Source organism: Streptomyces sp. NPDC044571, assembly GCF_040647115.1.
GTDB lineage: Bacteria > Actinomycetota > Actinomycetes > Streptomycetales > Streptomycetaceae > Streptomyces.
Genome location: NZ_JBEZBN010000031.1, coordinates 46953 through 72925 on the forward strand (window position 1 = coordinate 46953; position 25973 = coordinate 72925).

Below are 25973 nucleotides of genomic sequence, written 5' to 3' on the forward strand. Positions count from 1 at the left end.
GGCCGGGCAAGCCGTCTTCCTGTAGAGCGGCCTTGGCCGCATCCTGGCTGACCTTCTTCGCCGCTGCACAGGCTTCCGGCTTCGCCGCTGTTCGTCAGCGCGTAAGCCGTCTTGCCCCTGTAGATGGCCCCCTTTTGAGGGGGGCCATCACTTTCAGGATCCCGTCTTTCCAGTTCTCCAGTGGACTGTGTTCTGGCCGGCCGCAGGCCGCCAGCGTCCAGACAGCTGGCGTACTTACGTAAGTAGAGGGAGGAGCGAGGCTTGCCGAGCGGAGCGAGGTAGCTGGTGGTGGTGAGCATTTCCATAAGGGGGCAGCGTCACCACCACCACGGCTTACGCCGCTTCGGCCGTCCGGCGGACCCACCTGCCGCCAACGTGAGCGAGGGCGGCGCTGAGCTTCGGGCACACCACGTCGCTGACGTGGCAGACATGCAGGTCAGAGGGGGTCGGACTCTGTCGAGTCCGACCCCTTCGTCGTCCCCGTGCTGGATGGGTGCTGGATATTCCGACGGCGCGTCAGCGGCAATCAGGTCTCGTAAACGGTGGACCGGTGTCCCCCATGGACGACCCAGACCACCAGCTCCCCGTTGTCGATCGTGTAGACGACGCGGTAGTCGCCGACGCGCAGGCGGCGTCGCTCGGGCTGGGACACGAGTGCGGTGGTGTTGAAGCCGAGAGGGTCGGTCTCCAGCTCGTTCAGCCTGGCCAGGATGCGCAGCGCCATGTCACGAGGGATCTTCCGAAGCTCGGCCTGCGCCTCAGGGCGGAAGACGGTTCGGTACTCACTCACCGCGCGCCAGCGTCTCCCTCATGATGTCCTCGATCGGGATGCCGGGAGCCGGGCCGGCCATGCGCTCGTCGATGATCCGGTTGATCTCGCGCTCTTCCCATTCCTGGTACTTGCGCAGGACCTCGATGGAGACGACGGCGGCGACCTCCTTGCCTCGGCGTGTGATCACCGTGGGCACGTCGTCGCGGTCTGCGCGCTCCACCACCTCCGCCAGGTGCGCGCGCACGTCGCGGATGGACTCTATGGGCAGTGGCTGCGTCATGCGCCCAAGGGTGCCGAGTGTCCCATGTGTACACAAGGGGTGTCGTGGCGGTGGCAGAGCGCCTCGCCACGCGTGCTGGCTCGTGCGATGCGGTGGTCCTGGGACGGGGCGTCGAGGTGCGGGGCGGGGGACGGGTCGTGAGACTGGGGGTATGGCTGGCAAGGCAGTTCTTGAGGGCGGGCCGGACGACCTGCAGGAGCGGGTCGTTCCCGCCGCCCCTTCCGGAGAAGACCTGAAGATTCCGCACCGGGGTGGCTACGAGCACTTCCGGGCCACCTCCCGGCAGCAGGACGGCCCCGAGGGGCGGATGCCGGTGTACGAGTGGTGGGAGCGGACCGAGATCGCCGAGTGAGGGGCCCGGGCGTCCGCCGCCGCTCTAGGTGAACCGCGCCGTCGCGACCGTCGAGCCGTCCGGTGCGAGGAGGCGGGCCGAGGACAGAGTCGTGGGGTCCACGTGGGCCGGCGCCACCCAGTAGCCGTAGCCCTCGCTGAGGCCGAAGGTGCCGAGCGAGGTGGTGCTGCCGTCCGGGTGGACCAGTACGCACCGGACCGCGCCGAGCTCCTCGCCCTCCAGGTCCACCGCCATGTAGACCCACCCCTCCGTACCGGGGTGGACGAATATCCGGCCCACCTCCAGCCCGTCCGCCATCAGGGGCGCCTGGACGAGCTCGGCGTTCGCCGGGGACGTGACGGAGGAGGGTGCGGTGGCCTGGTTGATCGCCGTGCCGGCCGCCCAGCCGGCGAATCCGCAGGCCACGGCCAGGGCCGCCGCCACGGCCGCCATCCGCGGCCGGAGGAGGCGCCGCCGCCGTGCAGGCGGGTTGGACTGCCGCATGGCCTTGGCCACGCGGGACTCGAAGCCGACCGGCGGTTCCGTGCCCGGCAGCAGTTCGAGCAGGACGTCGGCGGCCAGGGACAGCTGCTCGATGCGTACCCGGCAGTCGGCGCACCGGTCCAGGTGGGCGACCGCTCGGGCGCGTTCCTGGGCCGGGAGAATGCCCAGCGCCAGCTCGGCGTCGAGTTCCCTCAGGTGCTCGCAGGTCATCTCGCTCATCGCCGGCTCTCCTCGGCCCCCAGGGTGATCCGCAGCTTGTGCATCGCGGCCCTGATGCGGGTCTTCGCCGTGCCCAGCGGGATCCGCTCCATGTCGGCGATCTGCTGCGCGGTCATGCCGTAGATCCCCGCCATCACCAAGGCGCGTGCCTGCTCCCTGGGCAGGGCCGCCACCGCGGTACGGACCCCGGCCGACGTCTCCGCGGCCACGGCCCGCTGCTCGGGGGTTTCCGTCACGATGTCGAGCAGGGCGTCCAGGTCCTCGGGGGCGACGGGGGCGGCCCGGCGGGCCCGGACCGCGTCGATCGCCAGGTTGTGCGCGATGGTCGTCAGCCAGGTGCGTACCGACCCTCGGCGGGCGTCGTAGATCTGGGCATGCTTCCACGCCCGCTCGAACGTCTGCTGTGCGACGTCCTCGGCGAGCTGCGGATCCCCCACCACGGCAATGGCCACGCCGAACACCGTCCGCTGGAAGCGCCGAACGAACGCGACAGCGATCTCTGGATCGCCGGTTGCCAGACCCGACAGCAGTGCCTCGTCCGGTGCGCGTCCGAGCGGCAGGCCCATTCTCTGCACATCACTGGATACGGGCGGCTCCCGCGATGGGATTGCGGCACACTGGCCCATTCTCTCCCAGATGCCCGCAATCCTCAGCTCCACTCCGGCCGTATCCCCTCCGAGGGAACGTCCGGAGGGCTGAGTGATGGCGGGAACGAAGACGGGAACAGCGGGAACGGCGCGGGCGCGCAACCGGGCGGGCCTGGCCCTGGCGGCCGGAGCACTGGCCGCCGGGCTGCTCGGCGCCTGCGGGGACGGGTCGGCCACTTCCACGACCGCTCCGCCGCCGGCGGGCGGGAGTATGGTGGCGGCGGCCACGCGGGTCGAGGCGGATCTGAGCGATTTCCACATCGGACTGTCGCAGAAGGCGTTCAAGGCCGGCCCTTACACGTTCGTGGTCAAGAACACCGGCCACCACGAGCACGCCCTGGAGATCGAGGGTCCGGGCGGGGAGCAGCGCTCCAAGACCCTGGCTCCCGGTGAGAGCGACCACCTCGACATCACCCTGAAGTCCGGACGGTACGAGTTCTACTGCCCCGTCGACGGACACAAGGACCTGGGGATGGAGTCGGAGATCACCGTAACCGGCGCCTCCTGAGAGCCGCGGTCCCGGGCTCAGAGCCCGCGGACGGACGCGACCGTGAAGGTCGTCGGGGTGCCCGGGCCCATCGGGCCGCCCTTGTCGAACTGGGAGCGGACCACCAGCGTCCGGCCCGGCGTGTGGCTGAGGGTGGTCGGGATCTGCAGGGACGGGTCCGTGACCGTCCGGCTCAGCCGGGCCTCGGTGCCGTCGGGGGCCAGGCGCCAGCGGGTCAGGGTGTTCGTGGTGTTGTGGGCGACGCGCAGGGTGCCGTCGGGGGCGAGGTCGAGGCCGTCGGCGTGCAGGAGGTCGCCCCCGTGCAGCGCGACCCGCGAGATCGCGCCGGTGCGCAGGTCGATCCGGTGGAGGTCGCCCGCCACCATGTCCACGGCCAGCAGGAAGCGTCCGGCCGGGTCCGACACGATGCCGTTGAGGGAGAAGCGGCCCTCGACGGGCGGGGTGAGGTACGGGCGCAGGTCGTACGCGGCGGTCAGCGGGCCCGAGCCCGCGGCGAGCAGCTCCGGGGTGACCCGGTAGACGACCCCGCGGACGCTGTCCGTCAGGTAGGCCGTGCCGTCCGGGGTGATGGCCAGGTCGTTGACGAAGAGGGGCTCGGACCCGGTGACTTCGAAGTGGGCCAGGCGCGCGCCGGAACCGGTGTCGTAGACGGAGACGCCCGAGGTGGAGTCGGTGACCCACAGGCGCCCGCGCAGGTCGACGCGCAGGCCGTTCGCGGTGTGGCGCCCGTCGGTGCCCGGGGGCAGGAAGACCTCGGCGGCGGCCCGGCCGGGACGGGCCCGGTAGACAGTGCCGTCCGCGTACGAGCCCACGTAGACGGTGTGGTTGCGGGGGTCGGTGGCTATGCCCTCGGGGTAGACCTTCTGGCCGGGGAGGGTGAACGCGGTGGTGATGCGGCTGTCCGCGGGCGGGCGGCCGGCGGCCTGGGCGGCCGGCGCCGCGCCCGGGGCGAGCACGGTGGTCAGGGTCAGGAGCGCGACGGGCAGGATCTTCTTCGGCACGGCGATGTCCTCTTCCATGTAGGTGACCACGAAGATAGATTAGAGCTCTAATCCATGCAAGGCCCGTAGGATGCGGGGATGACCTCCATGCCTCCCGAGGAGCGCATCGGCTCGCACATCAAGCGCGCCGAGCAGGCGCTCCTCGCGGCGAAGAACGCCGCCTGCAAGCCGGCCGCGGTAACGGTTCCGCAGTACGCCGCGCTGCTCTGGCTCGCCGAGAAGCCGGGGATCTCCGCCGCCGCCCTCGCCCGCCTGTGCGGGGTGACGCCGCCGACGATGAACACCGTGTTGAAGAACCTCCAGGAGCGCGGGCTCATCGAGCGGAGCCCGCACGAATGGCACCGCAACGTGCTGGAGACCCGGCTCACGGAGGAGGGGCGGGCCGCCATGGAGCTGGCCGACGCCGGCGCGGTGGGGGTCGAGCGGGCGCTCGCCGCCGCCTTCTCCGCGGAGGAGCGGGAGCTGCTGATCCGCCTGCTGGGCCGGTGCGCGGAGGCGCTCGAAGCGCAGAGGTGAGGGCCGCCGCCGTCCAGCAGGCCCGGCGCCCGTCCGACCCGCCGCCCAGCAGGCCCCGCGCCGGCCCGACCCGCGCCCGCCGGCCCCCGTGCGCCCCGCAGACCCCGTAGCCAACCAGCCGTTCTGTCCCGTCGGGGGACAGGCATGACCGTTCGGAGCACCGTCCGTGGACCAGTACCCGTACCAGCAGCGCAAGCGCTCCCGGCGCGCGATATGGACCGGCGTCGCCGTGGCGTTCGCCCTCCTGCTCGGCGGCGGGGGCTTCGCCGCCTGGAAGCTCGACTGGTTCTCCGGCAACGGCGGCGCGGTGAGCTTCGGCAAGGCGCCGTCCCCCGCTCCCACCCCGGACGCCCCGGGCGGCTCCACGCCGTCGCCGGGTGCGCCGCAGACCCCGGCCAAGCCCAGCGGGGACCCGGACGTGGTCCTGCCGGCCGGCCCGAAGTCCGACTTCACGCAGACGGCCAAGCTCGATGACGGCACGGTCATCGCGAAGACCCGCCTCGCGGGCGCGAAGTCCGGCTTCGAGGGCGACGTCTGGGTGTGGACGCCCAAGGAGTACGACGACCCGAAGTACACCAAGAGCGCCTTCCCGGTGCTCATCGCGCTTCCCGGCGGCAACGGCTTCCCGACCAACTACTGGGCGGACCGCAGCCTGGGCCTGCAGAAGGCCGTCAGCGAGGGCGTCCAGGCCGGCACCAGCCTGCCGTTCATCCTGGTCATGCCGGTGCTGAACCCGGACAACAAGTACTACTACGACGGCTCCGACATCCCCGGCCGGCCGAAGATGGGCACCTGGATCGCCGAGGACGTCCCGGACTTCGCCCGCGCCAACTTCCGTACGTACAAGTCCCGCGACGGCTGGGCGTTCATGGGTTCCTCCTCGGGCGCCTTCGTCGGCATGAAGACCGTGCTGCAGTACCCGGAACGCTTCAAGGCGGTGATCGCCAGCGGTGGCGAGATCGTCCCCGACTCCCCGCTCTGGAAGGGCCACCAGGCGGAGATGGACGCGAACAACCCGGAGAAGCTCGCCCAGCAGCTGATCGACCGCAACGGGCCCGAGGTCTACATCAACTTCCAGATCGGCACCAAGGAGAGCGGGAAGCAGCGGATGACCGCCTTCCAGCAGCAGTTCGGCAAGGGTCCGGTCAAGATGACCATCCGCGACATCCAGAACGGCGAGCACAACGGCTGGCACTACGTCAGGGGGATGAAGGAAGGCTCCCTGGAGTGGATCAGCAAGGTCCTGAAGGGTCCCCAGGCCGAGCCCGGCACCGGCTGAGCCCCGGTTCTGTTCGACTCCTTCCCTCGTACGTTCCGTTCCCACGTGGCACACACCACGTCACACCGGTCCCAGGCAACCCATGTGGTCGTTGAAACCTCTGTAAGGGGTGTAGGGGGACCAATCGGTCCGACCCGCGCTTGTGACCGAGCGCCGGAGAAGGAACGGGACAATTCCGTGCAGCATGACCAGCTTCAGGGCGGCGGCGAGGGCAGCCTCCTGACCGAGGAGGGCCCGACGACCACGGGCCGCCGCCGTCCGCAGCGCCTGCGCAGACTCGTGATCAGCGGCGGGCTCGCGTTCGCCCTGGCCGCCGGGGGCGGCGCGGCCGCGTACAAGTACGGGCTCTTCTCGGACATAGGGGATCCGGTGTCCTTCGGGAAGGTCCAGGAGTCGGCGGCCGCCGAGGACATCCGTCCGGGGGTGAGCATGCCGACCGGGCCGAAGGCCACGTTCGTCCGCACGCACCGGATGCCGGACGGCACCCAGATCGGCCGGACGACCCTCACCGGGGCGAAGTCCGGATTCACGGGCGACGTGTGGGTGTGGGTCCCGAAGGAGTACGACGACCCGAGGTACGCCAAGAGCGGCTTCCCGGTCCTCATCTCCCTGCCCGGCGGCCGCGGGTACCCCAAGAACTACTGGGGGACGGGCCCCGGGCTCGGCCTGGAGCAGGCCGTGATCGACGGGGCGAAGGCGGGCAAGAGCCTGCCCTTCATCCTCGTCATGCCGGTGATCAACGCCGACACCAAGCACCACTTCGACGGATCGGACATCCCCGGGCAGCCCAAGATGGGCACCTGGATGGCGGATGACGTCCCGGATTTCACACGGGCCAATTTCCGCACCTTCACCTCCCGTGACGGGTGGGCCTTCATGGGCTCCTCCTCGGGCGGGTTCGGCGCCTTCAAGCACGTGCTGAAGTACCCCGAACGCTTCAAGGCGGCCATCGCCAGCGGTGTGGACTTCGTCCCCGACTCCCCGCTGTGGAAGGGGAACCAGCAGGCCATGGACGAGAACAACCCGGAGAAGCTCGCCGAGAAGCTGATCCGCGCCGGCGGCCCGGACGTCTACATCAACTTCCAGATCGGCACCGCCGAGGGCGGCCGGGACGCGACGGAGACGTTCATGCGAGAGTACGGGAAGGGTCCGGTGCACACCCGGCTCCAGGTGATCCAGGATGGGGAGCACAACGGAAAGTCCTACGTGCGCGGTATGAAGGAGGGCTCCCTGGAGTGGATCAGCAAGGTCATGCTGGCACCGACACCCGACCCCGTTCCCGGCGTGCGGTGAACGCAGTGGTGAAGGGGGCCTCCGCGGCCGCCGCCGCCGGGCTGGCGGCGTTGCTCGCCGTCGCCTTCGTCAAGGCGACGGACGCGAACGGCAGCGGGGTGCACCCCTTCCCCGCCGTGGGCGTGCTCATGGCGAACGGCGAGCACTGGTGCACGGCGAGCGTCGTCGACAGCCCGAAGGGCAACGTCGTCGCCACCGCCGCGCACTGCGTGGCCCCGGCCGGGGAGAACGGCGCACCGGGCGAGCTCGCGCACGACGGGCACGCCATCGGCGAGCTCTCCTTCGCCCCCGCGTTCTCCGGCGGGGGCGCGGGCCGCCGGCCCCTCGGCGTGTGGAAGGTCCGGGCGGTCCATGTGGACGACCGCTGGACGAGGTGGGGCGAGGACACCGCCGACTTCGCCTTCCTCAGCATCGAGCCGGACGAGGACGGGCACTCCGTCCAGCAGGCGGTCGGCGGCGCGGCGGAGGCCCCGAAGCCCGACTGGACCTCGGGGTACGAGCGCGAGGTGACGGTGGTCGGCTATCCGGAGTCCGACCGCAACCCGCAGAACCAGCCCGTCTCCTGCACGACGCAGACCGGCCACGACCAGGACGACCCCGCCATGCTGTACATGAGCTGCGCGGGCTTCTGGACGGGCACCAGCGGCAGCCCCTGGATCGCCGACCGGGGCGGGCCGGGCAACCCGGGCCGGCTGATCGGGGTACTGAGCGGCGGGGACACGGACGTGGACTCCACGGCCGCGCTGTTCGACGAGCGGGCGAAGGCGCTGTACGAGCATGCGGCCCGGGACTGACGCCGCCCCCGGCCCTCAGTCCTTGAGCAGGTCGTTCAGTTCGCGGTACGGGGCCGCATCGGCCAGCGTCTCGTACGTGCCGCCCGCGATCAGCTCGGCGGAGGCCCGCCGGACCAGCTGGTACGCGGCCTCCGCGACCCAGGAGCCGAGGCTCACCCGGGCCACGCCGAGGGCGCCGAGCTCGCCGACGGAGGGGGCGCCGGGGCCGACGAGGATGTTGAGCGGGGCGTCGATGCCCTTGGCGAGCTCCGCGACGGTCGCCGGGTCGGTCACGCCGGGCACGAAGATGCCGGAGGCCCCCGCCCGCAGGTAGGCGGCGGCACGGGCGAGGGTCTCGTCGAGCCGCGTCCCCTCCTCGCCGAGGCCGAAGAGGAAGGTGTCGATGCGGGCGTTGATGTAGAGCGGGATCCCGGCGGCGTCGGCGGCGGCGCGGGCCGCGGCCAGGCGCTCCGCGTGGTCGGCGGGGGCGCGGGTGCCGTCCTCGATGTTGACGCCGACCGCTCCGGCGGCGAGGACGCCGGCCACGGTCTCGGCCACCCCGGCGGGGTCGGCGCCGAAGCCGCTCTCGATGTCGGCGGTCACGGGGACGGAGACGGCGGCGGCGACGCGGGCGACGAGGTCGAGCGCGCGGTCGCGGCTCAGCGCGTCACCGTCGGGCGCACCGAGGGACCAGGCGACACCGGCGCTGGTGGTGGCGACAGCGGGTGCGCCGGAGGCTTCGACGAGACGGGCGCTGACCACGTCCCAGGCGTTGGCGAGGGCGAGCGGCGCGGCGGGGTCGTGCAGGGCGGTGAACCGGCGGGCGAGGTCAAGGCTGTTGGTCATGGGGGCAGTTCATCAGACCGCAGCTGCCCGGGCTGGCGATTTTCCGACACCTTCGTCCGAGTCCGGGGCGGGGTCCGGATCCCGACCCGGCCCCGGGTCACTCGGGGAGGCCCGCCTTGGCGCCGGCGCCGCAGAGCGGGACCACCGCCGTGCGCCCCTTGAGCGGGTCCGCCGGGGACAGCGGCCCCACCGCCGCCCAGCAGGCGGCCGCCGTCGGCTCGACGAACAGGCCGCGGCGGGCCAGATCCCGCTGCGCAGCCCGCAGGGCCGGTTCCGTGACCGTCAGGAAGGTGCCCCCGGAGGCGCGCACCGCGGCAAGGATCTGCCGGGCCCGCGGCGGGGCCGGGATCGCGATGCCCTCCGCCAGCGTGGGCAGCTCGGGCACGGGCGTCGCGTCCTCGGCGCCCGCGCAGAAGGCGGACGCCAGCGGGGCCACGGCCTCCGCCTGCACGGCGATCAGCTGCGGCGGCCGCACGCCCCGGGCGGCGAGCTCCCGCACCGCCAGCGCCGCCCCGAGCAGGAGGGTGCCGTTGCCCACCGGCAGGACCAGGGTGTCGGGGAGCCGGCCGCCGAGTTCCTCCCACACCTCGTACACGTACGTCTTCGTCCCGTGCAGGAAGTACGGGTTGAAGACGTGGCTGGCGTAGAAGACGCCGGGGAGGTCCGCCTCGGCGCGCGCCGCCAGCGCCGCGGCCTCCCGGCCGCCGGGGACCACGCGGACCGAGGCGCCGTGCGCGCGCATCTGGTCGGTCTTCTTCGTGGAGGTGCCCTCGGGCACGAAAACTTCACAAGTGAGCCCGGCGCGGGCGCAGTACGCCGCGACCGCCGTTCCCGCGTTGCCGCTGCTGTCCGCCACGACCCGCTCCGGGCCCAGGCGCCGGGCCAGCTCGGCGAGCATCACCGCACCCCGGTCCTTGAAGGACAGGGTCGGCATCAGGAAGTCGAGTTTGGCGTGAATCCGCTCTCCGAGCGGGACCAGGGGAGTCCTGCCCTCCGACATCGTCACGGAGAAGGCCCCCGGCAGCGGCAGTGCGCCGCCGTACCGCCACAGCGAGGGCGGTCCACCGTCCGGGGTAAGCGGGCCGGCCGGATCCGGCGTGAAGTCGAGGTCCCACGGGCCGCCGCAGACCGGGCAGCACCACGGCGCCGTCCGGGCGTCCGCGCGCGTCTCGTCCTCGGGGCAGACGTAGCCGGGGAGTGCGTGCGTCATGTGCGGAGCGCCTTTGCTCTTTCATGGCGGTCGTATGGCACGGATGTTACGCGTTCGCAGTCCTCTTGTGGGATGGCGAAAGGGTGGGTCAACCTTTCGGAAGCGGCGGCCTGGCACCCCTGAATTGTCATGGTCATGCCTGTCGGCCGCCCCGTGTCGTCCACGAGGAGGACCCCCCACATGTCCGTGATACGCCACACCCGCCGCAAGATCGCGGGCCTCGGCGCGACCGCCGTCGCAGCCCTCGCGCTCGGCGCGGCAGCCGCCTTACCTGCTTCCGCGGCCGAGGGCGGCCCGCAGGGCGTCATCGAGAACGCCGGAGCGCCCGGCTCCGTCCCCGGCAGCTACATCGTGACCCTGAAGGACTCCGCCGCCCGCTCCACCGCCGACAGCGGCAAGGCGGTCGCCCGGCGCTACGGCGCGAAGATCGACCGGACCTACAGCGCCGCCCTCAACGGCTACTCCGTCGCGGTCTCCGAGGCGCAGGCCAGGAAGCTCGCGGCCGACCCCGCGGTCGCGTCCGTCGTCCAGAACCGCGTCTTCACGGTCGACGACGCCCGGGGCACCCAGCCCGGCCCGCCGTCGTGGGGCCTGGACCGCATCGACCAGCGCGCGCTGCCGCTGGACAGCAGCTACACGTACCCGGACAAGGCCGGCGAGGGCGTCACCGCCTACATCATCGACACCGGCGTCCGCATCACGCACCAAGACCTCGGCGGCCGTGCGTCCTACGGCTACGACGCCGTCGACAACGACAACACCGCCCAGGACGGCCACGGCCACGGCACGCACGTCGCCGGCACGGTCGCGGGCACCACCTACGGCGTGGCCAAGAAGGCCAAGATCGTCGGCGTCCGCGTCCTCGACAACAACGGTTCCGGTACGACGGCCCAGGTCGTCGCGGGCATCGACTGGGTGACCCGGAACGCGGTGAAGCCCGCCGTGGCGAACATGTCCCTCGGCGGCGGCGCCGACTCCGCGCTCGACACCGCCGTGCGCAACTCCATCGCCTCCGGCATCACCTACGGCGTCGCCGCGGGCAACGAGTCCACGGACGCGAGCACCAAGTCCCCGGCGCGCGTCGCCGAGGCCATCACGGTGGGCGCCACCACCAGCGCCGATGCCAAGGCGAGCTACTCCAACTACGGCTCGATCCTGGACATCTTCGCCCCCGGCTCCTCCATCACCTCCTCCTGGGGCACCGGCGACACGGCGACCAACACCATCTCGGGCACCTCGATGGCGACCCCGCACGTGGTCGGCGCCGCCGCCCTGTACCTCTCGCAGAACCCGTCGAGCACGCCGGCCCAGGTCGCCTCGGCGCTGGTCGCCGCCGCCACCCCGAATGTGGTGACGGGCCCGGGCTCCGGCTCCCCGAACCGCCTGCTCCACGTCGGCGGCGACACCACCCCGCCCACCGGCCCGCGCTTCGAGAACACGGCGGACTACGCGGTCAACGACAACGCGACCGTCGAGTCCCCGCTCACCGTCAGCGGGGTCCCGGGCAACGCCCCGGCGGCGCTGAGCGTCGCGGTCGACATCAAGCACACGTACATCGGCGACCTGAAGGTCGACCTGGTCGCCCCCGACGGCACCCTCTACAACCTGCACAACCGCAGCGGCGGCAGTGCCGACAACCTCGTCAAGACCTACACGGTGAACGCCTCTTCGGAGGTGGCCAACGGGGTGTGGAAGCTCCGCGTGAACGACAACGCGAACCTCGACACCGGCAAGATCGACTCGTGGGCGCTGCAGTTCTGACCCTGCGGGCCGCGTGACGGCGGGGGCGACCGGTTGCCGGTCGCCCCCGCTGCGTACTATTTCGCGCATTCGTTCGCGATCTTTGTGATGGAGTCCCTCACCCCGTGAGCACCCCGCCCTCCCCCCACTGGCCCGCTCCGTCCCCGCAGCAGCCGTCCCGGGAGCCCGCGCTCAACGGTTTCGCCCTGGCGTCCCTGCTGGTCGGGCTGTTGTGCCTGCCGCCGCTCGGCATCGTCTTCGGGATCGCGGCCCTGGTGCAGATCGCCCGGAAGGGGGAGCGGGGCCGGTCGCTCGCGGTCGTGGGCCTGGCGGTGTCGGTCGTGCTGACGCTGTCCGCCGTGGCGGTCGCGGGCCGGTACGGGCCGGTGCTCCTGGACCGGCTGGAGGCGCTGCCGCAGTACGAGGGCGTCGAGGGCGAGTTGGCCGACATGGACGAACTGCGGGCCGGTGACTGCTTCAACGTCCCCGGCGGGGACCTCCTCGACGAGGACCCGCTGATCCACCGGGTCGCCTGCACGCAGGTGCACCACGCGGAGGTCACCTCCTCGACCCGGTTCGAGGACAAGGTCTTCCCCGGCACGCAGCAGGTGGAGAAGTGGGCGGCGGACGCGTGCTGGAAGGCCCAGGACGCGTACGCCATGGACACCTGGGCGCTGCCCTCGTACGCGCAGATGTACTACTTCTCGCCCTCCCGCGAGGCGTGGAACGACGGCGACCGGCGGCTGCTGTGCGTGATCGGCACGGCGGGGCACGACCACCGGGGGAGCCTGCGCAAGGACGCCGGGATGCTGCAGCCGGAGCAGGTGGCCTTCCTGCGGGCGATGAACGAGGCCGATCTGGTGCTGGGGGGCGCGCCGGACGAGGAGATCGACGAGGCGCTGCCCTCCTACCGGGAGTGGGCGCGCGAGGTGGACGGGGCGCTGGGCGCGGAGGCCCGGATGCTGGAGGAGGCGAAGGCCCGGCCCGAGGCCGCCGCGGCGGCGGAGGCCCGGCTGAGGGAGGTCGCGGCGGCGCGCGGGCAGTGGCAGCGGGCTTCCCGGGCGACGCGGCCGGCGGATTTCCAGGATGCCTGGGACACGGCGTCGGGGGCCTTGTCGGTGGGTGTGGAGAAGGCCCTGCGCGGGGCGTTCGGGCTGTCGACGGAGGTCCCGGAGTGGCTCGCGGACCAGCCGCGGGACGGCTCGGGGCCCGAAGCCGCTTGAGGCCCTCGAACGTAACGCACGGTAACGGGTTTGAGTGACCAGGCTTCATCACTTCGGGTGAAACTCTGGCCCTCGCTTGCGGCGTACAACCGTCGGTTGCCAGGGTGTGGCTGTCTGTCAACCTGATGGGAGTGGCCAGTGACTTTCGGTGAGCAGCCGGCCTATCTGCGCGTCGCCGGGGATCTGCGACGGAAGATCGTCGATGGGTCCCTGCCCCCGCACGCCAGGCTCCCCTCCCAGGCCCGCATCCGCGAGGAGTACGGGGTCTCCGACACCGTGGCGCTGGAGGCGCGCAAGGTCCTCATGGCGGAGGGCCTGGTCGAGGGGCGGTCCGGATCGGGCACGTACGTTCGGGAGCAGCCGGTTCCGAGACGGGTCGTGCGCTCCGGGTACCGCACGGGCGGGGCGTCGACCCCGTTCCGCCAGGAGCAGGCGGAGGCCGGCACGCGCGGCACGTGGGACTCGAACAGCGAACAGACGGCCGCCCCGGCGGACATCGCCGAGCGGCTCGGGATCGCGCCGGGCGAGCGGGTGATGCGGACGCGGTACGTCTTCCGCGACGCGGGGGAGGCGATGATGCTGTCGACCTCCTGGGAGCCGCTCGCCGTGACCGGCAGGACCCCGGTGATGCTGCCCGAGGAGGGTCCGCTCGGAGGCTCGGGCGTGGTCGAGCGGATGGCCGCGATCGACGTGGTCGTCGACAACGTGGTGGAGGAGGTCGGGGCCCGGCCGGGTCTCGCCGAGGAGCTCATGCTGCTCGGAGGGGTCCCGGGCCATGTGGTGCTGGTGGTCGGGCGGACGTACTACGCCTCCGGACTGGCCGTGGAGACTGCCGACGTGGTGGTCCCGGCGGACCGCTACCGCCTCTCGTACCACCTGCCCGTGCGCTGACCGCGGGAGGGGGGGGCGGGGCGCAACGCCGGTGTTGCGTTGCGGGGTGACGACACGTCATGCATCGCTCCCGGGGCCACGACCGCCCGCCCCCGACGGCCGTCGGAAACGGGCCGATCTGCTGCGCGCGCCGCCCCCTGGGCGCGACCTGCGCGAACGCCGGCCGCACCGCGCCGGAAGGGGGGCGCGGGGGTGCTGCCGATGCCGAGGGTGCGCCGGTTCTGAACCGGCGTACGCGGCCCACTTGTACGCATGGCCGGATGCGTACGCCTGTGAGGTACCTCTTCGTGAAAAACCGTATCCGCTGTGTAAAGGTCGGGCGTAAGCTCGGGCATATGCGCAATGCGGTTTCCCGGGCAGGTACATCGGCGGAGGGTGAAACGCGATGAACGACAGCGGTGCCCTGCTCCCGTGGCTGGTCATACGTCAGGACGACAACGGCAACCGCTACCGGGTGGGCCGGTACGCCACCCGGGCCGAGGCCCAGAAGGTCGTCGACAGCCTCGACGACCGAGGACACAAGCAGCTCTACTGGGTCGAGCGGATCGGTCAGACCGCCACGACGAACTGAGCGTCGCAGGGCCGCGGCACCGGCAGCCGCGGCCCTGCCTTAGGCTCCGCCCATGACGGTACGCGTGGTCGTGGGTGGAGCCCTTTGTCATGAGGGCCGCCTGTTGGCGGCCCGTCGCAGTGCGCCCCCCGAGCTGGCCGGCCGCTGGGAACTGCCGGGCGGCAAGGCCGAGCCCGGCGAGTCCGTGCCCGAGGCGCTGGTCCGCGAACTGCGCGAGGAGCTCGGCGTGGAGGCCGAGCCGCTGGAACGGATCCCGGGGGAATGGCCCCTGCGGCCTGGGCTCGTGCTGCACGTGTGGACCGCCGCACTGCTCTCCGGCGAGCCGGCCCCGCTGGAGGACCACGACGAGCTGCGCTGGCTCGGCCCGGACGAGCTGGACGGGGTGGACTGGCTCGACCAGGACCGGCCGGGGGTGGCCGAGGTGGGCCGCCGGCTGCGCGACGGCCGGTACGGCGGGGCGGGTGGCGAGCGGCGCAGCCGACTGCACAGAGGGTCGCACGGGGGCGCGTGACACCTCCGCTCTAGGCCGTCTGCGCCACAGTGCGCCGGTGCACGGGGGATCGAGTGGTACGACGCCTCGAATATCGGGTATGTCGCTATTAGTCCCTAATGTGCACAAGCCTCTCGTGGCTCTGTCCCTGCGGAATCGGACGGGGGCCCTTGCCGGCCCGGGAAGTGATCGGCGTGATCGACACAGACGGTGAATGCGCCGAGTGGGCCTTCCCCGCCGAACCCGGTGCCGTCCGCGCCGCCCGCCATGCCGTGCGCGGCCAGCTCCGCTCCTGGGGCCTCGAAGCCGTCGGCGATGTCACCGTCCTGCTGGTCAGCGAGCTGGTCACCAATTCCCTGCGGTACGCCTCCGGGCCCATCGGCGTGCGTCTGGAGCGGCGTGAATCAGCCGTCGACGGCGGCTCGGAGGGTCCTGCGCTGCTCGTGGAAGTTTCCGATCCGCTTCCGGATCCGCCCCGCAAACGGCTTGCCGCACCCGACGAGGAGGGGGGCAGGGGGCTGCACCTCGTGGCCGTCTCGGCGCAGAGCTGGGGGACGCGGCACGGGAAATCAGGCAAGACCGTGTGGTTCGAGTTGGCTCTTCCTGGTGAGTAACAAGGTGAAGGGTGGCCGACGATCACGGGATGTGGCTCGAAACAGTCGGGACCTTTTTGTGATCGTGAACGCCGTGCCGTCCGGGGCCGTGGTGCTGAATACTTCGGTCATGGCCGGTCCGGTTGCGGTGAGCTGGAGGGGACGGTCGCGTGAGCGAGATACCTGCGCAGGCACATCAGACCCGTGTGTCCGGGGAGACGTGGCACGACTCCCTGTGGCACAGCAGTCCGCCGGGCTCGATATATGACTACATAAAGGTCGCGTCGTTCTCGATCGGGCCCGACGGGCTCATCGACCAGTGGAGTCTGCGCGCCGAGGACCTGTTCGGGCTGACCGCCGCCCAGGCCGTGGGGCGCGATCCGGTCGACGCGTTCATGCCGCCGGAGCTGCGCCCCGACGGGCGCCGCAGGGTTGCGGAGATTCTCGACGGCAAGGAGTGGACCGGCCTCGTCCCCTTCCGCGTCCCCGGCGGGAGCGGCGCACACGGTGTGGCCGAGATCTACGTGATGCCCACCCAGACCGAGACCGGCCGGCGGGCCGCGCTCTGTGTCGTGGTGGACGTACGCGCGCTGCGGCGGATCGAATCCGATCTCGCGGCCTCGCAGGCCATTTTCGGCCAATCCCCTTTCGGCTTCCTGCTCTTCGGTACGGACCTCACCGTGCAGCGGGCCAACCGCCGCTTCGCGACCGTCTTCGGCGGCGCCGTGGAGGAGCACCGCGGCCGCACCGTCCACGACTACCTCCCGCCGCAGGAGGCCGACCGGATGGCCGACGCCCTGCGGCGGGTCCTGGAAACCGGCGAATCGGTCACCGACCTCCAGATCAGCGGCTCCGCGCCCGGCAGCCGCGAGCACCGCCACTGGTCCATCAACCTCTACCGCGTGCACGGCGGCACCGGCCGCCCCGTCGGTGTCGCCGGCCTCGGCACCGACGTCACCCGCCGCCACCTCGCCGCCCGCGAGGCCGCCGGGGTCCGGCGCAACCTGGCCCTGCTCAACGAGGCCGGGCACCGCATCGGCAACTCCCTCGACCTGGAGACCACCGCCCGGGAGCTCCTGGACGTGACGGTGCCCGGCTTCTGCGACCTCGCCGCCGTCGACCTCTACCAGGGGCTGCTGCTCGGCGACGACGACCGGCCCGCCCGGCCCCAGGGCCCCGGAGTGCCGTCCATGCCCGCGGGGCTCGGCCCCGGCCGGGCGCCCTCCGCCCCGCTGCGCCGGGTCGCCTTCGCCTCCGCGGTCTCGGACGCCCCGCTCTCGGGCCCCGTCGCGCCGGTCACCGTGGGGGAGATCCACCGCTACCCGGCCGCCTCGCCGGGCGCGATGGCCCTGCGCACGGCACGCCCGCGGCTGATCGAGGGCGGTGGGGCGGACGACCTCGTGCAGTCGACGCTGGTCGTGCCGATGGTCGCCCACGACACCGTCGTCGGGCTCGCCCAGTTCTCCCGTACGAAGGGCAGCGAACCCTTCGGGGAACGGGACCGGGCGGTCGCGGTGGAACTCGCCGCCCGCGCCGCCGTCTGCATCGACAACGCCCGCCTCTACCGGCGCGAACACGAGCGGGCGCTGATCCTCCAGCGCAGCCTGCTCCCGCCCGGGGACCCGGAGGCGGCAGGCCTGGACATCGCCTGCCGGTACCTGCCGGGGAACGCGGCGACCGAGGTCGGCGGGGACTGGTTCGACGTCATCGAACTGCCCGGACACCGCACGGCCCTGGTCGTCGGCGACGTCATGGGCCGGGGGCTGCGGGCCGCCGTCGCCATGGGCGAACTGCGGACCGCCGTACGGACCCTGGCTCTGCTGGACCTGGAACCGGCGGAGGTGCTGTCGGCGCTGGACGAGATCGCGCGCGGCCTCGGCGCGCCCGGCGGATCCCAGCAGGCCTCCCGGGCGGCCCTGCACTCGCGGGACGCCGACCGCTCCGAGGTGTACCTCGCCACCTGCGTGTACGCCGTCTACGACCCGGTGACCCGGCGCTGCACGATCGCCAACGCGGGCCACATGCCGCCCGTACTGGTGGAACCGGCGGAACCGGGCGCCCCGCCCCGGCCGGCGCTGCTGCTGGAGGTACCGCCCGGGATGCCGCTCGGCGTGGGCGGCGAGCCGTTCGAGGAGGTGGACGTGGAACTCCCCGAGGGTGCCCTGCTGGCGCTGTACACGGACGGGCTGGTGGAGTCGCGGGAGCACCCCCTGGAGGAGGGGCTGCGCGGGCTGCGGGAAGCGCTGGCCGACCCGGTGCGCCCGCTGGAGGACGTGTGCGACCACGTGCTCAACACGCTCGACACCCGGCACGGTGAGGACGACATCGCCCTGCTGATGGCACGCGTACAGGGGCTTCCCGTGGATGCCGTGGGGGACTGGCAGCTGCCCCGCGAGGCGCGCTCGGTGGGCCGGGCACGCGAGCTGGCCCGCGCGAAGCTCCCCGCCTGGGGGCTGGAGGGGCTGCTCGACACCACGGAGCTGCTGGTCAGCGAGCTCGTGACCAATGCCCTGCGGTACGGGGAGGGGGAGATCCGCCTGCGCCTCCTGCTCGACCGCACCCTCGTGTGCGAGGTGTGGGACGGGAACCTGGTCCAGCCGCGGCGCCGCCGCGCCCGGGACACGGACGAGGGCGGGCGGGGCCTCCAGCTGGTGGGCCTGCTCTCCGCGGGCTGGGGCACCCGCCGCACCCACCGGGGCAAGACCGTCTGGTTCGAGCTCCCGCTCCCGGGGGCTGCGGCCGAACCGGCATCGGAGCTGTCCGCGGAGCAGCTGCTGGGCATGTACGGCTGAGCCCGGCCGCCCCGGGAGGGCGGCCCGCAGCCGGTCGGCCCTGCCCGGCCGGCTCGCTGCCCGGGAGTTCGCCTCAGGCTCGGGGCAGCGCGACCGCCGCCGGCTCCGGAAGCGCGAGCACGAGGTGCTCGCCGACCAGCACCACCTCGCCGTCGAGCCGCGTCCGGTCCTCCCGGCGCCGGCGCGGCCGGCCCGTCGTCGGGTCCGCGGCGACGAAGGGCCGTACCGCCCGGCCGCTGCCCAGCAGGGCGCGCCGGTTGCCGCCCGCGGCCCTCACGTACAGCCCACCCGGCCCGGTACCGAGCAGTTCGAGGCCGCAGGCCTCGCCGTCGCGCCGGGTCACCCAACGCTGCCCGTGCACTGTGGGCCTGGCCGCCGCGGGCAGGCTGCGGGCCTGCTCCGCGCGCTTCCGCGCAGCGGCCGGGTCCAGCGGCGGGGTGGCGCCCCGGCTGATGAGGTTCCGGGTGGCCTCCGGTGTGCTCAGGGCGTGGTCCGCCTTCTCGTCCCCGGTCGCCTCCAGCCGGCCGCGGAGCAGACCGGCGGCTGGCGCGCGCTCGGGCGCGGCCCCGCACCGGTTCCCCGAGGCGCCCGCGCAGCGCCTCCGCCACCGCCTGCGCCGACTCGGGCCGGCCCGCGGGGCGGCCGGCCGTCCTGCTGCCCGACGTCGTGCACCACCGTGGTGCCCGGGTGCTGGAGCCGCGCCCCGATCGTCGCCTCGCGCCGGAAGCGGGCGACCAGCTCCTCGTCCGTGGCCGTGTCCAGCAGCACCTTGACCGCCACGGCCCGGCCCAGCGCCAGGTCGTGCCCGCGCCAGACCTCGCCCATCCCGCCCTGGCCGAGTCGCCGGTCCAGCCGGTACCGGTCCGCCAGTCGATCCCCCACGCGCACCGCGAAGCCCCCTGACAACACGTCATCCGACGTTCGCCAGGGGGCATTGTGACCTGCGGAGGAAGCGGCCGGGAGCCGCTACGGCTCCGAGCGCCTGCGGATCTTGCTGCCGAGCCACACCAGCGGGTCGTACTTGCGGTCCACCGCCCGCTCCTTCAGCGGGATCAGTGCGTTGTCGGTGATCTTGATGTCCTCGGGGCAGACCTCCGTACAGCACTTGGTGATGTTGCAGAAGCCGAGCCCGTGCTCCTCCTGCGCCGTGCGCTTGCGGTCCAGGCCCGCCTCCGCCGCCGCGTCCAGGGGGTGCATGTCCAGCTCGGCCACCCGCATCAGGAAGCGCGGACCGGCGAAGGACGTCTTGTTCTCCTCGTGGTCACGCACCACATGGCAGGTGTCCTGGCACAGGAAGCACTCGATGCACTTGCGGAACTCCTGCGAGCGGTCCACGTCCACCTGCTGCATCCGGTACGCGCCCGCCGCCACGCCCTGCGGCGGTACGAAGGCCGGGACCTCCCGCGCCTTCTCGTAGTTGAAGGACACGTCCGTGACCAGGTCGCGGATGACCGGAAAGGCCCGCAGCGGAGTGATGGTGACGGTCTCCGTCCGCTCGAAGGTGGACATGCGCGTCATGCACATCAGCCGCGGCCGGCCGTTGATCTCCGCGCTGCACGAACCGCATTTGCCGGCCTTGCAGTTCCAGCGCACCGCCAGGTCCGAGGCCTGGGTGGCCTGGAGCCGGTGGACGATGTCGAGGACGACCTCCCCGTCGTGCACCTCGACGGTGAAGTCCCGCAGCTCCCCGCCCTCCGCGTCGCCCCGCCAGATCCGGAAGCGTGCGTCGTAGGTAGTCACTCGTAGAGCTCCTCTTCGGCGAGGTACTTGACCAGCTCTTCCTTCTCGAAGAGCGCGAGCAGGTCGGGGCGGATGGGTTCGGTGCGGGTCCGCACCAGGGTGATCCGGTCGGCGGCCGGGTCGGCGGGCGCGGGGTCCACCGGGCGGCACAGCAGGTTCACCGGACGCCAGCTGCGCTCCATGGACGGGCAGTCCTCCCGGGTGTGCCCGCCCCGGCTCTCGGTGCGCTCCAGGGCCGCGCGGGCCACGCACTCGCTGACCAGCAGCATGTTGCGCAGGTCCAGGGCGAGGTGCCAGCCAGGGTTGAACTGCCGGTGCCCCTCGACCCCCGCCCGGGAGGCCCGGACGCGCAGGGCCGCCAGCCTCTCCAGGGCCTCGGCCATCTCGCCCTCGCGGCGGATGATGCCGACCAGGTCGTTCATGGCCGTCTGGAGTTCCTGGTGCAGGGTGTACGGGTTCTCCGCGCCGTCGGCGGCGTGGAAGGGGGCCAGCGCCTCCGCGGCGGCCGCGTCGACCTCCTCCTGCGAGACGGCCGGGCGCCCGCCGGACGCGGAGGAGGCGTACTCCGCCGCGTGCAGACCGGCCCGCCGCCCGAAGACGAGCAGGTCGGACAGCGAGTTGCCGCCGAGCCGGTTCGAGCCGTGCATCCCGCCCGCGACCTCGCCCGCCGCGAACAGACCCGGGACCCCGACGGTGGCCGCGGTGTCCGAGTCCACCGCGATGCCGCCCATCACGTAGTGGCAGGTCGGCCCGACCTCCATCGGCTCCGCGGTGATGTCCACGTCCGCCAGCTCCTTGAACTGGTGGTACATGGAGGGCAGCCGCCGCTTGATCTTCTCGGCCGGCATGCGCGTGGACACGTCGAGGAAGACCCCGCCGTGCGGGGAGCCGCGACCGGCCTTGACCTCCGAGTTGATGGCGCGGGCCACCTCGTCGCGGGGCAGCAGCTCGGGGGGCCGCCGGTTGTGGTCGGGGTCTTCGTACCAGCGGTCGCCCTCCTCCTCGGACTCCGCGTACTTGTCCTTGAAGACGTCCGGGATGTAGTCGAACATGAACCGCTTGCCCTCGCTGTTGCGCAGCACCCCGCCGTCGCCGCGCACCGACTCGGTGACGAGGATGCCCTTGACCGAGGGCGGCCAGACCATGCCCGTGGGGTGGAACTGCACGAACTCCATGTTCAGCAGCGGGGCCCCGGCGAGCAGCGCCAGCGCGTGGCCGTCGCCGGTGTACTCCCAGGAGTTCGAGGTGGTCTTGAAGGACTTGCCGATGCCGCCCGTGGCGAGGACGACCGCCGGCGCCTCCAGGACGAAGAAGCGGCCGGACTCGCGCTCGTAGCAGAAGGTCCCCGAGACCCGCTGCCCTTCTTTGAGCACGCGCGTGACCGTGCACTCCTGGAAGACCTTGAGCCGGGCCTCGTAGTCGCCGTACTCCCTGAAGTCCTCCTGCTGGAGCGCGACGATCTTCTGCTGGAGGGTGCGGATCAGCTCCAGGCCGGTCCGGTCGCCCACGTGCGCGAGGCGCGGGTACTCGTGACCGCCGAAGTTGCGCTGGGAGATCCTCCCGTCGGGGGTGCGGTCGAAGAGGGCCCCCCAGGTCTCCAGCTCCCAGACCCGGTCCGGCGCCTCCTTGGCGTGCAGCTCGGCCATCCGCCACTGGTTCAGGAACTTGCCGCCCCGCATGGTGTCGCGGAAGTGGACCTGCCAGTTGTCGCCCTCGTTGACGTTGCCCATGGAGGCGGCGATCCCGCCCTCCGCCATCACCGTGTGGGCCTTGCCGAACAGCGACTTGCAGATCACGGCCGTACGGGCGCCCCGCTCGCGGGCCTCGATGGCGGCCCGCAGCCCGGCGCCGCCGGCGCCGACCACGACCACGTCCCACTGCTGCCGGTCGACTTGAGCCATGTCAGAAGATCCTCGGGTCGGTGACGGTGCCGCTGGCCAGCAGGTACACGTAGAAGTCGCACAGGGCCACGCTGACCAGGGACGCCCACGCCAGCTGCATGTGCCGGGAGTTGAGCCGGCTCACCCAGCCCCACATCCGGTAGCGCACCGGATGCTTGGAGAAGTGCTTCAGGCGGCCGCCCATGATGTGCCGACAGGAGTGGCACGAGAGGGTGTAGGCCCAGATCAGCACGATGTTGAGGACGAACAGCAGCGTCCCCAGGCCCATGTGGCCCCACTCGTAGCGGTCGTTGCGGAAGGTGAGCACCGTGTCGTACGTGAGGATGCCCGCGACCGGCAGCGCCGCGTAGAAGAAGTACCGGTGCATGTTCTGGAAGACCAGCGGGAAGCGGGTCTCACCGGTGTACTTGGCGTGCGGCTCGGCGACGGCGCAGGCGGGCGGCGAGGCCCAGAAGCCCCGGTAGTACGCCTTGCGGTAGTAGTAGCAGGTCAGCCGGAAGCCGAGCGGGAAGACCAGGATCAGCAGGGCGGGGGACAGGCCCCACCAGCTGCCGAAGAGGTCCAGGTTCGGTCCGCCGCGCATCTGCTGGCAGTTCTCCGCCAGGCACGGGGAGTAGAACGGGGAGACGTACGGGGCGGCGTAGTAGTCGGCGTTCGCGAAGGCCCGCCAGGTCGAGTAGACGACGAAGGCGAGCAGCCCGGCCGCGGTGCCGGCGGGGGCCAGCCACCACCGGTCGGTGCGCAGGTGCCGGGCGGCGATCGAGGCCCGGGAGGCGTCGCGGACGCCGGTCAGCTGCCGGGGTGGTTCGGTACCTGTGGCCAAGGGTGGCTCCGGGAGGAGTGGTCAGGGTGGCCCGCCGGACACCGGCCGCCGCTGAGCGCGGGGCCGGTGTCCGGGGGAGTGGCAGGGAACGGCTGCGGGGTCTAGGGCGCGCGGCGGTCGCGGGCGCCGAGGCCCTCGTCGTCGGTGTCCGTCCACAGCGTGCTGTCGTACGGGGTGTCCGGGACGGTCACCATGCCCGGCCCCGGCCGGTCGGCGGGCGCGGACCGGCCGCCCTCCGCCTGCTGCCGCCCGGCTTTGCGCTCCAGCTGCTCGACCTTGCGGGTGAGCTCGTCCAGGCTGCGCCGTACGGCGGTCAAATCGTCTTGCAGGGACATGACTTGCCCTCACTTCCGCAGGGTGCGGTGGCAACGCTCATGTGCGCCTGCGAGTGTCGCGCCTCATGTCCCCGCTTGTGAAGGGACATGCAGCGATTGCGGGCGCGCAGGCGCGATCTGTGCGCCCCTCCCTGCCCCCCATTCTCATCCCCCGCCCGAGGGAACGCTCGTCCGCAACGCAAGCGGGATTGGTCCGCACGGGTGGGCTTCGCGGCGTGGCGAGGGCCCGCTGCGGGGGGCGCGGGGAGCCGTCGATTTCAGTGGTTCCGGCACCCAGTGTGATCAGCTCCATATACCGCCAAACGTGATCAAGCTGTCCCTTTCGCGCCCCGTCCCGGAGGTACCACCCATGTCCCAGAGAAGGCGCAGGTCCTTGGCGCTGCTGACCTCGGGAGTCCTCGCACTGCCGCTGCTCGCGGGGTGCGGCGCCGGCGACGAGGGCGGCCCGGTGGCCGCCGGCCAGGACATCGCGGCGACGCCCCGGAACAAGGTCGCCGACGGCGGCGTGCTGCGCTGGGCCGTGGACAGCCTTCCCGACACCCTCAACACCTTCCAGGCCGACGCCGACGCCACGACCACCCGGATCGCCGGGGCGGTGCTGCCCCAGCTGTTCACCCTGGACGACAAGGGGCGCCCCGTCGCCAACCCGGACTACCTGGAGAAGGCGGAGGTCGTCGCGCGCGAACCCAAGCAGGTGGTCCTGTACAAGCTGAACCAGCAGGCGGTGTGGAGCGACGGCCGCGAGATCGGCGCCGCCGACTTCGTGGCCCAGTGGCGCGCCCTGAACGGCAAGGACTCGGCGTACTGGACGGCCCGCAACGCCGGGTACGAGCGGATCGAGAAGATCGAGCGGGGCAAGACGGACCTGGAGGTCAAGGTCACCTTCGCCAAGCCGTACACGGACTGGCGGTCCCTGTTCTCACCGCTCTACCCCAAGCAGGTCACCGGCACCCCGGACGCCTTCAACGAGGGAGCGCGCGGCACCCTCAAGGTCACCGCCGGGCCGTTCAACCTCGGTGCGATCGACAAGAAGACCGCAACCGCCGCCCTGACCCGCAACCCCCGGTGGTGGGGACGCCCCGCCAAGCTGGACTCGCTGGTCCTGACGGCCGTGTCCCGGGCCGAGCGCCCGGCCGCGCTGGCCGCGGGCAAGGTGGACATCGCGGAGATCGACCGCAGTGGCGCCGACCGGATCGCCCTGGCGCACCGGGAGCGCTCGAACACCTCGGGCCCGGGCGGGGCCCCCGCCCACGGACCGGGCGCCCTGACCACCCCGGCCGAGGCCACCCTGTCCTGGGCGGTGGCGTACGGCGCGGACGAGGGCAAGGCCCGGGAGGAGCTGGACGCCCGGGTGCGGAACGCGGAGGCGGCCAGGAAGTACGACGACGAGCAGGAGGCCCTGCGCGGCTTCACGATCCGCAAGTCCCTGGAGCCGTCCTACACCCAGCTCGCCCTGAACGGGGCCTCCGGCCCGCTGGCCGACGAGCGGGTCCGGCGGGCCGTGGCCCGGGCGCTGAACCGCAAGGAACTCGCCGAGCTCGTCCTCAAACCCCTCGGCCTGCCCGCGAAGCCGGTCGGCAGCCATGTGGCGCTCGCCGGGCAGCGGGCGTACGCCGACAACAGCGACGCCCTCGGCGGCCAGGACACCAAGGCGGCCCAGGCCCTGCTCGCGGACGCCGGCTGGCGCCCCAACGGCAAGCTCACCGAACCGGAGGGGGCCAAGGCGGGCCCGGAAAGCGACGGGGAGGCGGGCCGCGACGACCAGAAGACCCCGACGGGGCCCGGCACCGGCGACGACGGCCTCTACATCGTCGGCCAGGACGACGAACGCAACGGCGAGGGGCTGAAGGGAGCCCTGGGGGCGGTCAAGCCGCTGGCCCAGCCCCCGCTCGCCGCGGAGCAGAAGGCCTGGCTGCTCGCCCAGGCCGCCGCCGTCGGCTCGGCCGCGCCCGCCGCACCCGCCGAGGACGACAAGGAGGCCGAGCGCGTCCCCTCTGAGGGCGAGGCGGGCGATCCCGCCAAGGCCACCCCCTCCCCGGCGCCCGCCCCGGCCAAGCAGCCCCGGACCTCGGGCTCCGTGCTCGCCAAGGACGGCAAGGCCCTCAGCCTCCGCTTCGTCCTGCCCGCCGGACCGGGCTCCGAGGCCCTGCGCACGGTCGGCGAGCGGATCGCCCAGATGCTCCAGAAGATCGGCGTGAGCACCGAGCTGACCAAGGTGGCCGACGAGAGCTTCTTCAAGGACCACATCGCCTCGGGCCAGTACGACCTGGCGCTGTACTCCTGGCCGGCCACCGCCTACCCCGCCACCGACGCGCGCCCCATCTTCGCCAAGCCGGAGCCGGCCGCGGACGGCTCGCTCCTCGTCGAACAGAACTACACCCGGGTCGGCACCGACCACATCGACCAGCTCTTCGACCAGGCCCTCGGGGAACTGGACGAGGAGGCCTCGCGGGAGCTGATCCGCAAGGCCGACGCCCGGATCTGGGCCGCCGCCGGCTCCATCCCGCTCTACCAGCGTCCCCAGCTGGTGGCGGTCAAGCCGTCCCTGGCCAACGCGGGCGCCTTCGGCCTCGGTACCCCCCGCTACCAGGACATCGGCTGGAAGAAGGCCCCGGCCACCGCGTCGAAGAACAAGGGGAAGAAGGAGTGACAAACCGGTGTCCGCCGGATTGACCTTCGGGTCGCAAGCTCAGAT

General features: G+C 72.3%; 27 protein-coding genes. 14 read left to right on the forward strand and 13 right to left on the reverse strand.

Annotated elements, in window-relative coordinates; all coding sequences use genetic code 11:
• Positions 1 to 526: 526 nt before the first annotated feature.
• Together AB0B01_RS18455 and AB0B01_RS18460 are read right to left on the reverse strand one after the other, a co-directional pair.
• Complete coding sequence (locus AB0B01_RS18455) at positions 527 to 790, reverse strand: type II toxin-antitoxin system RelE/ParE family toxin (protein WP_361719669.1); 264 nt, start codon at positions 788 to 790, stop codon at positions 527 to 529.
• Positions 783 to 1052, reverse strand: a complete 270-nt coding sequence (locus AB0B01_RS18460) for a type II toxin-antitoxin system Phd/YefM family antitoxin (protein ID WP_361719672.1) — start codon at positions 1050 to 1052, stop codon at positions 783 to 785. The genes AB0B01_RS18455 and AB0B01_RS18460 overlap by 8 nt, the downstream gene beginning before the upstream one ends.
• Positions 1053 to 1203: 151 nt before the next feature.
• Here AB0B01_RS18460 and AB0B01_RS18465 point away from each other — a divergent pair, with 151 nt between their 5' ends.
• Positions 1204 to 1404 carry a DUF5988 family protein gene (locus AB0B01_RS18465; protein ID WP_356845375.1) on the forward strand — a complete coding sequence of 67 codons (201 nt, stop codon included), beginning with the start codon at positions 1204 to 1206 and terminating at the stop codon, positions 1402 to 1404.
• 24 nt (positions 1405 to 1428) lie between these two features.
• Here AB0B01_RS18465 and AB0B01_RS18470 read toward each other — a convergent pair whose 3' ends face one another.
• Complete coding sequence (locus AB0B01_RS18470) at positions 1429 to 2106, reverse strand: hypothetical protein (protein WP_361719675.1); 678 nt, start codon at positions 2104 to 2106, stop codon at positions 1429 to 1431.
• Positions 2103 to 2672 carry a sigma-70 family RNA polymerase sigma factor gene (locus tag AB0B01_RS18475; protein WP_361719678.1) on the reverse strand — a complete coding sequence of 190 codons (570 nt, stop codon included), beginning with the start codon at positions 2670 to 2672 and terminating at the stop codon, positions 2103 to 2105. The genes AB0B01_RS18470 and AB0B01_RS18475 overlap by 4 nt, the downstream gene beginning before the upstream one ends.
• Before the next feature lie 136 nt (positions 2673 to 2808).
• On the opposite strand from AB0B01_RS18475, the gene AB0B01_RS18480 reads away from it, so the two are divergent.
• On the forward strand, positions 2809 to 3261 hold the full coding sequence (locus tag AB0B01_RS18480) for a cupredoxin domain-containing protein (protein ID WP_361719681.1): 453 nt from the start codon (positions 2809 to 2811) through the stop codon (positions 3259 to 3261).
• Positions 3262 to 3278: 17 nt separating this feature from the next.
• On the opposite strand, the gene AB0B01_RS18485 is transcribed toward AB0B01_RS18480, so the two are convergent.
• A complete protein-coding gene (locus AB0B01_RS18485) occupies positions 3279 to 4292 on the reverse strand; it encodes an SMP-30/gluconolactonase/LRE family protein (protein ID WP_361719684.1) in 1014 nt (337 codons plus the stop codon).
• Between the two features lie 48 nt (positions 4293 to 4340).
• On the opposite strand from AB0B01_RS18485, the gene AB0B01_RS18490 reads away from it, so the two are divergent.
• From AB0B01_RS18490 to AB0B01_RS18505, 4 genes are all read left to right on the forward strand, one after another.
• Positions 4341 to 4778: a MarR family transcriptional regulator gene (locus AB0B01_RS18490; RefSeq protein WP_361719687.1), complete on the forward strand. Its 438-nt coding sequence runs from the start codon at positions 4341 to 4343 to the stop codon at positions 4776 to 4778.
• 166 nt (positions 4779 to 4944) lie between these two features.
• Positions 4945 to 6057 carry an alpha/beta hydrolase-fold protein gene (locus AB0B01_RS18495; protein WP_361719690.1) on the forward strand — a complete coding sequence of 371 codons (1113 nt, stop codon included), beginning with the start codon at positions 4945 to 4947 and terminating at the stop codon, positions 6055 to 6057.
• 177 nt (positions 6058 to 6234) lie between these two features.
• A complete protein-coding gene (locus AB0B01_RS18500) occupies positions 6235 to 7350 on the forward strand; it encodes an alpha/beta hydrolase-fold protein (RefSeq protein ID WP_361719693.1) in 1116 nt (371 codons plus the stop codon).
• Positions 7347 to 8144: a trypsin-like peptidase domain-containing protein gene (locus AB0B01_RS18505; protein ID WP_361719696.1), complete on the forward strand. Its 798-nt coding sequence runs from the start codon at positions 7347 to 7349 to the stop codon at positions 8142 to 8144. The genes AB0B01_RS18500 and AB0B01_RS18505 overlap by 4 nt, the downstream gene beginning before the upstream one ends.
• A 15-nt stretch (positions 8145 to 8159) precedes the next feature.
• Here the strand turns inward: AB0B01_RS18505 and AB0B01_RS18510 are convergent, their stop codons facing one another.
• Together AB0B01_RS18510 and AB0B01_RS18515 are read right to left on the reverse strand one after the other, a co-directional pair.
• Positions 8160 to 8969: an isocitrate lyase/phosphoenolpyruvate mutase family protein gene (locus AB0B01_RS18510; protein WP_361719699.1), complete on the reverse strand. Its 810-nt coding sequence runs from the start codon at positions 8967 to 8969 to the stop codon at positions 8160 to 8162.
• 97 nt (positions 8970 to 9066) lie between these two features.
• Positions 9067 to 10179: a threonine synthase gene (locus AB0B01_RS18515; protein ID WP_361719702.1), complete on the reverse strand. Its 1113-nt coding sequence runs from the start codon at positions 10177 to 10179 to the stop codon at positions 9067 to 9069.
• Between the two features lie 180 nt (positions 10180 to 10359).
• Between AB0B01_RS18515 and AB0B01_RS18520 the strand changes: the two genes are divergently transcribed.
• The 7 genes from AB0B01_RS18520 to AB0B01_RS18550 all read left to right on the forward strand — a co-directional run bounded on the left by AB0B01_RS18520 (position 10360) and on the right by AB0B01_RS18550 (position 18479).
• Positions 10360 to 11940, forward strand: coding sequence for a S8 family peptidase (locus tag AB0B01_RS18520; RefSeq protein WP_361719705.1), 1581 nt, complete (start codon positions 10360 to 10362; stop codon positions 11938 to 11940).
• A 104-nt stretch (positions 11941 to 12044) separates the two neighbouring features.
• Positions 12045 to 13142 (forward strand): DUF4190 domain-containing protein, encoded by a 1098-nt coding sequence (locus AB0B01_RS18525; RefSeq protein ID WP_361719708.1) that lies wholly within the window; start codon positions 12045 to 12047, stop codon positions 13140 to 13142.
• Between the two features lie 138 nt (positions 13143 to 13280).
• Positions 13281 to 14033: a GntR family transcriptional regulator gene (locus tag AB0B01_RS18530; protein ID WP_361719711.1), complete on the forward strand. Its 753-nt coding sequence runs from the start codon at positions 13281 to 13283 to the stop codon at positions 14031 to 14033.
• A 385-nt stretch (positions 14034 to 14418) separates the two neighbouring features.
• A complete protein-coding gene (locus AB0B01_RS18535; protein WP_361719714.1) occupies positions 14419 to 14604 on the forward strand; it encodes an SPOR domain-containing protein in 186 nt (61 codons plus the stop codon).
• Positions 14605 to 14656: 52 nt separating this feature from the next.
• On the forward strand, positions 14657 to 15115 hold the full coding sequence (locus AB0B01_RS18540; protein ID WP_361719717.1) for a (deoxy)nucleoside triphosphate pyrophosphohydrolase: 459 nt from the start codon (positions 14657 to 14659) through the stop codon (positions 15113 to 15115).
• A 164-nt stretch (positions 15116 to 15279) separates the two neighbouring features.
• Positions 15280 to 15708 (forward strand): ATP-binding protein, encoded by a 429-nt coding sequence (locus tag AB0B01_RS18545; RefSeq protein WP_361719772.1) that lies wholly within the window; start codon positions 15280 to 15282, stop codon positions 15706 to 15708.
• A 212-nt stretch (positions 15709 to 15920) separates the two neighbouring features.
• Entirely contained in the window at positions 15921 to 18479 is a 2559-nt protein-coding gene (locus AB0B01_RS18550; protein WP_361719775.1) for a SpoIIE family protein phosphatase, read from the forward strand.
• A gap of 73 nt (positions 18480 to 18552) precedes the next feature.
• Here AB0B01_RS18550 and AB0B01_RS18555 read toward each other — a convergent pair whose 3' ends face one another.
• The 6 genes from AB0B01_RS18555 to AB0B01_RS18580 form a co-directional block, all read right to left on the reverse strand.
• Positions 18553 to 18822, reverse strand: coding sequence for a hypothetical protein (locus tag AB0B01_RS18555; protein ID WP_361719720.1), 270 nt, complete (start codon positions 18820 to 18822; stop codon positions 18553 to 18555).
• Between the two features lie 137 nt (positions 18823 to 18959).
• Positions 18960 to 19361, reverse strand: a complete 402-nt coding sequence (locus AB0B01_RS18560) for a hypothetical protein (RefSeq protein WP_361719723.1) — start codon at positions 19359 to 19361, stop codon at positions 18960 to 18962.
• Positions 19362 to 19445: 84 nt separating this feature from the next.
• The gene (locus tag AB0B01_RS18565) at positions 19446 to 20219 is read right to left on the reverse strand and encodes a succinate dehydrogenase/fumarate reductase iron-sulfur subunit (RefSeq protein WP_361719726.1); all 774 of its coding nucleotides are present in this window, start codon (positions 20217 to 20219) and stop codon (positions 19446 to 19448) included.
• Positions 20216 to 22120, reverse strand: coding sequence for a fumarate reductase/succinate dehydrogenase flavoprotein subunit (locus tag AB0B01_RS18570; RefSeq protein ID WP_361719729.1), 1905 nt, complete (start codon positions 22118 to 22120; stop codon positions 20216 to 20218). Before AB0B01_RS18570 ends, AB0B01_RS18565 begins: the two co-directional genes overlap by 4 nt.
• 1 nt (position 22121) lies before the next feature.
• Positions 22122 to 22943: a hypothetical protein gene (locus AB0B01_RS18575; protein WP_361719732.1), complete on the reverse strand. Its 822-nt coding sequence runs from the start codon at positions 22941 to 22943 to the stop codon at positions 22122 to 22124.
• Between the two features lie 101 nt (positions 22944 to 23044).
• Positions 23045 to 23278 carry a hypothetical protein gene (locus AB0B01_RS18580; protein ID WP_361719735.1) on the reverse strand — a complete coding sequence of 78 codons (234 nt, stop codon included), beginning with the start codon at positions 23276 to 23278 and terminating at the stop codon, positions 23045 to 23047.
• Positions 23279 to 23627: 349 nt separating this feature from the next.
• Between AB0B01_RS18580 and AB0B01_RS18585 the strand changes: the two genes are divergently transcribed.
• On the forward strand, positions 23628 to 25928 hold the full coding sequence (locus AB0B01_RS18585) for an ABC transporter family substrate-binding protein (RefSeq protein ID WP_361719738.1): 2301 nt from the start codon (positions 23628 to 23630) through the stop codon (positions 25926 to 25928).
• Positions 25929 to 25973: the final 45 nt, after the last annotated feature.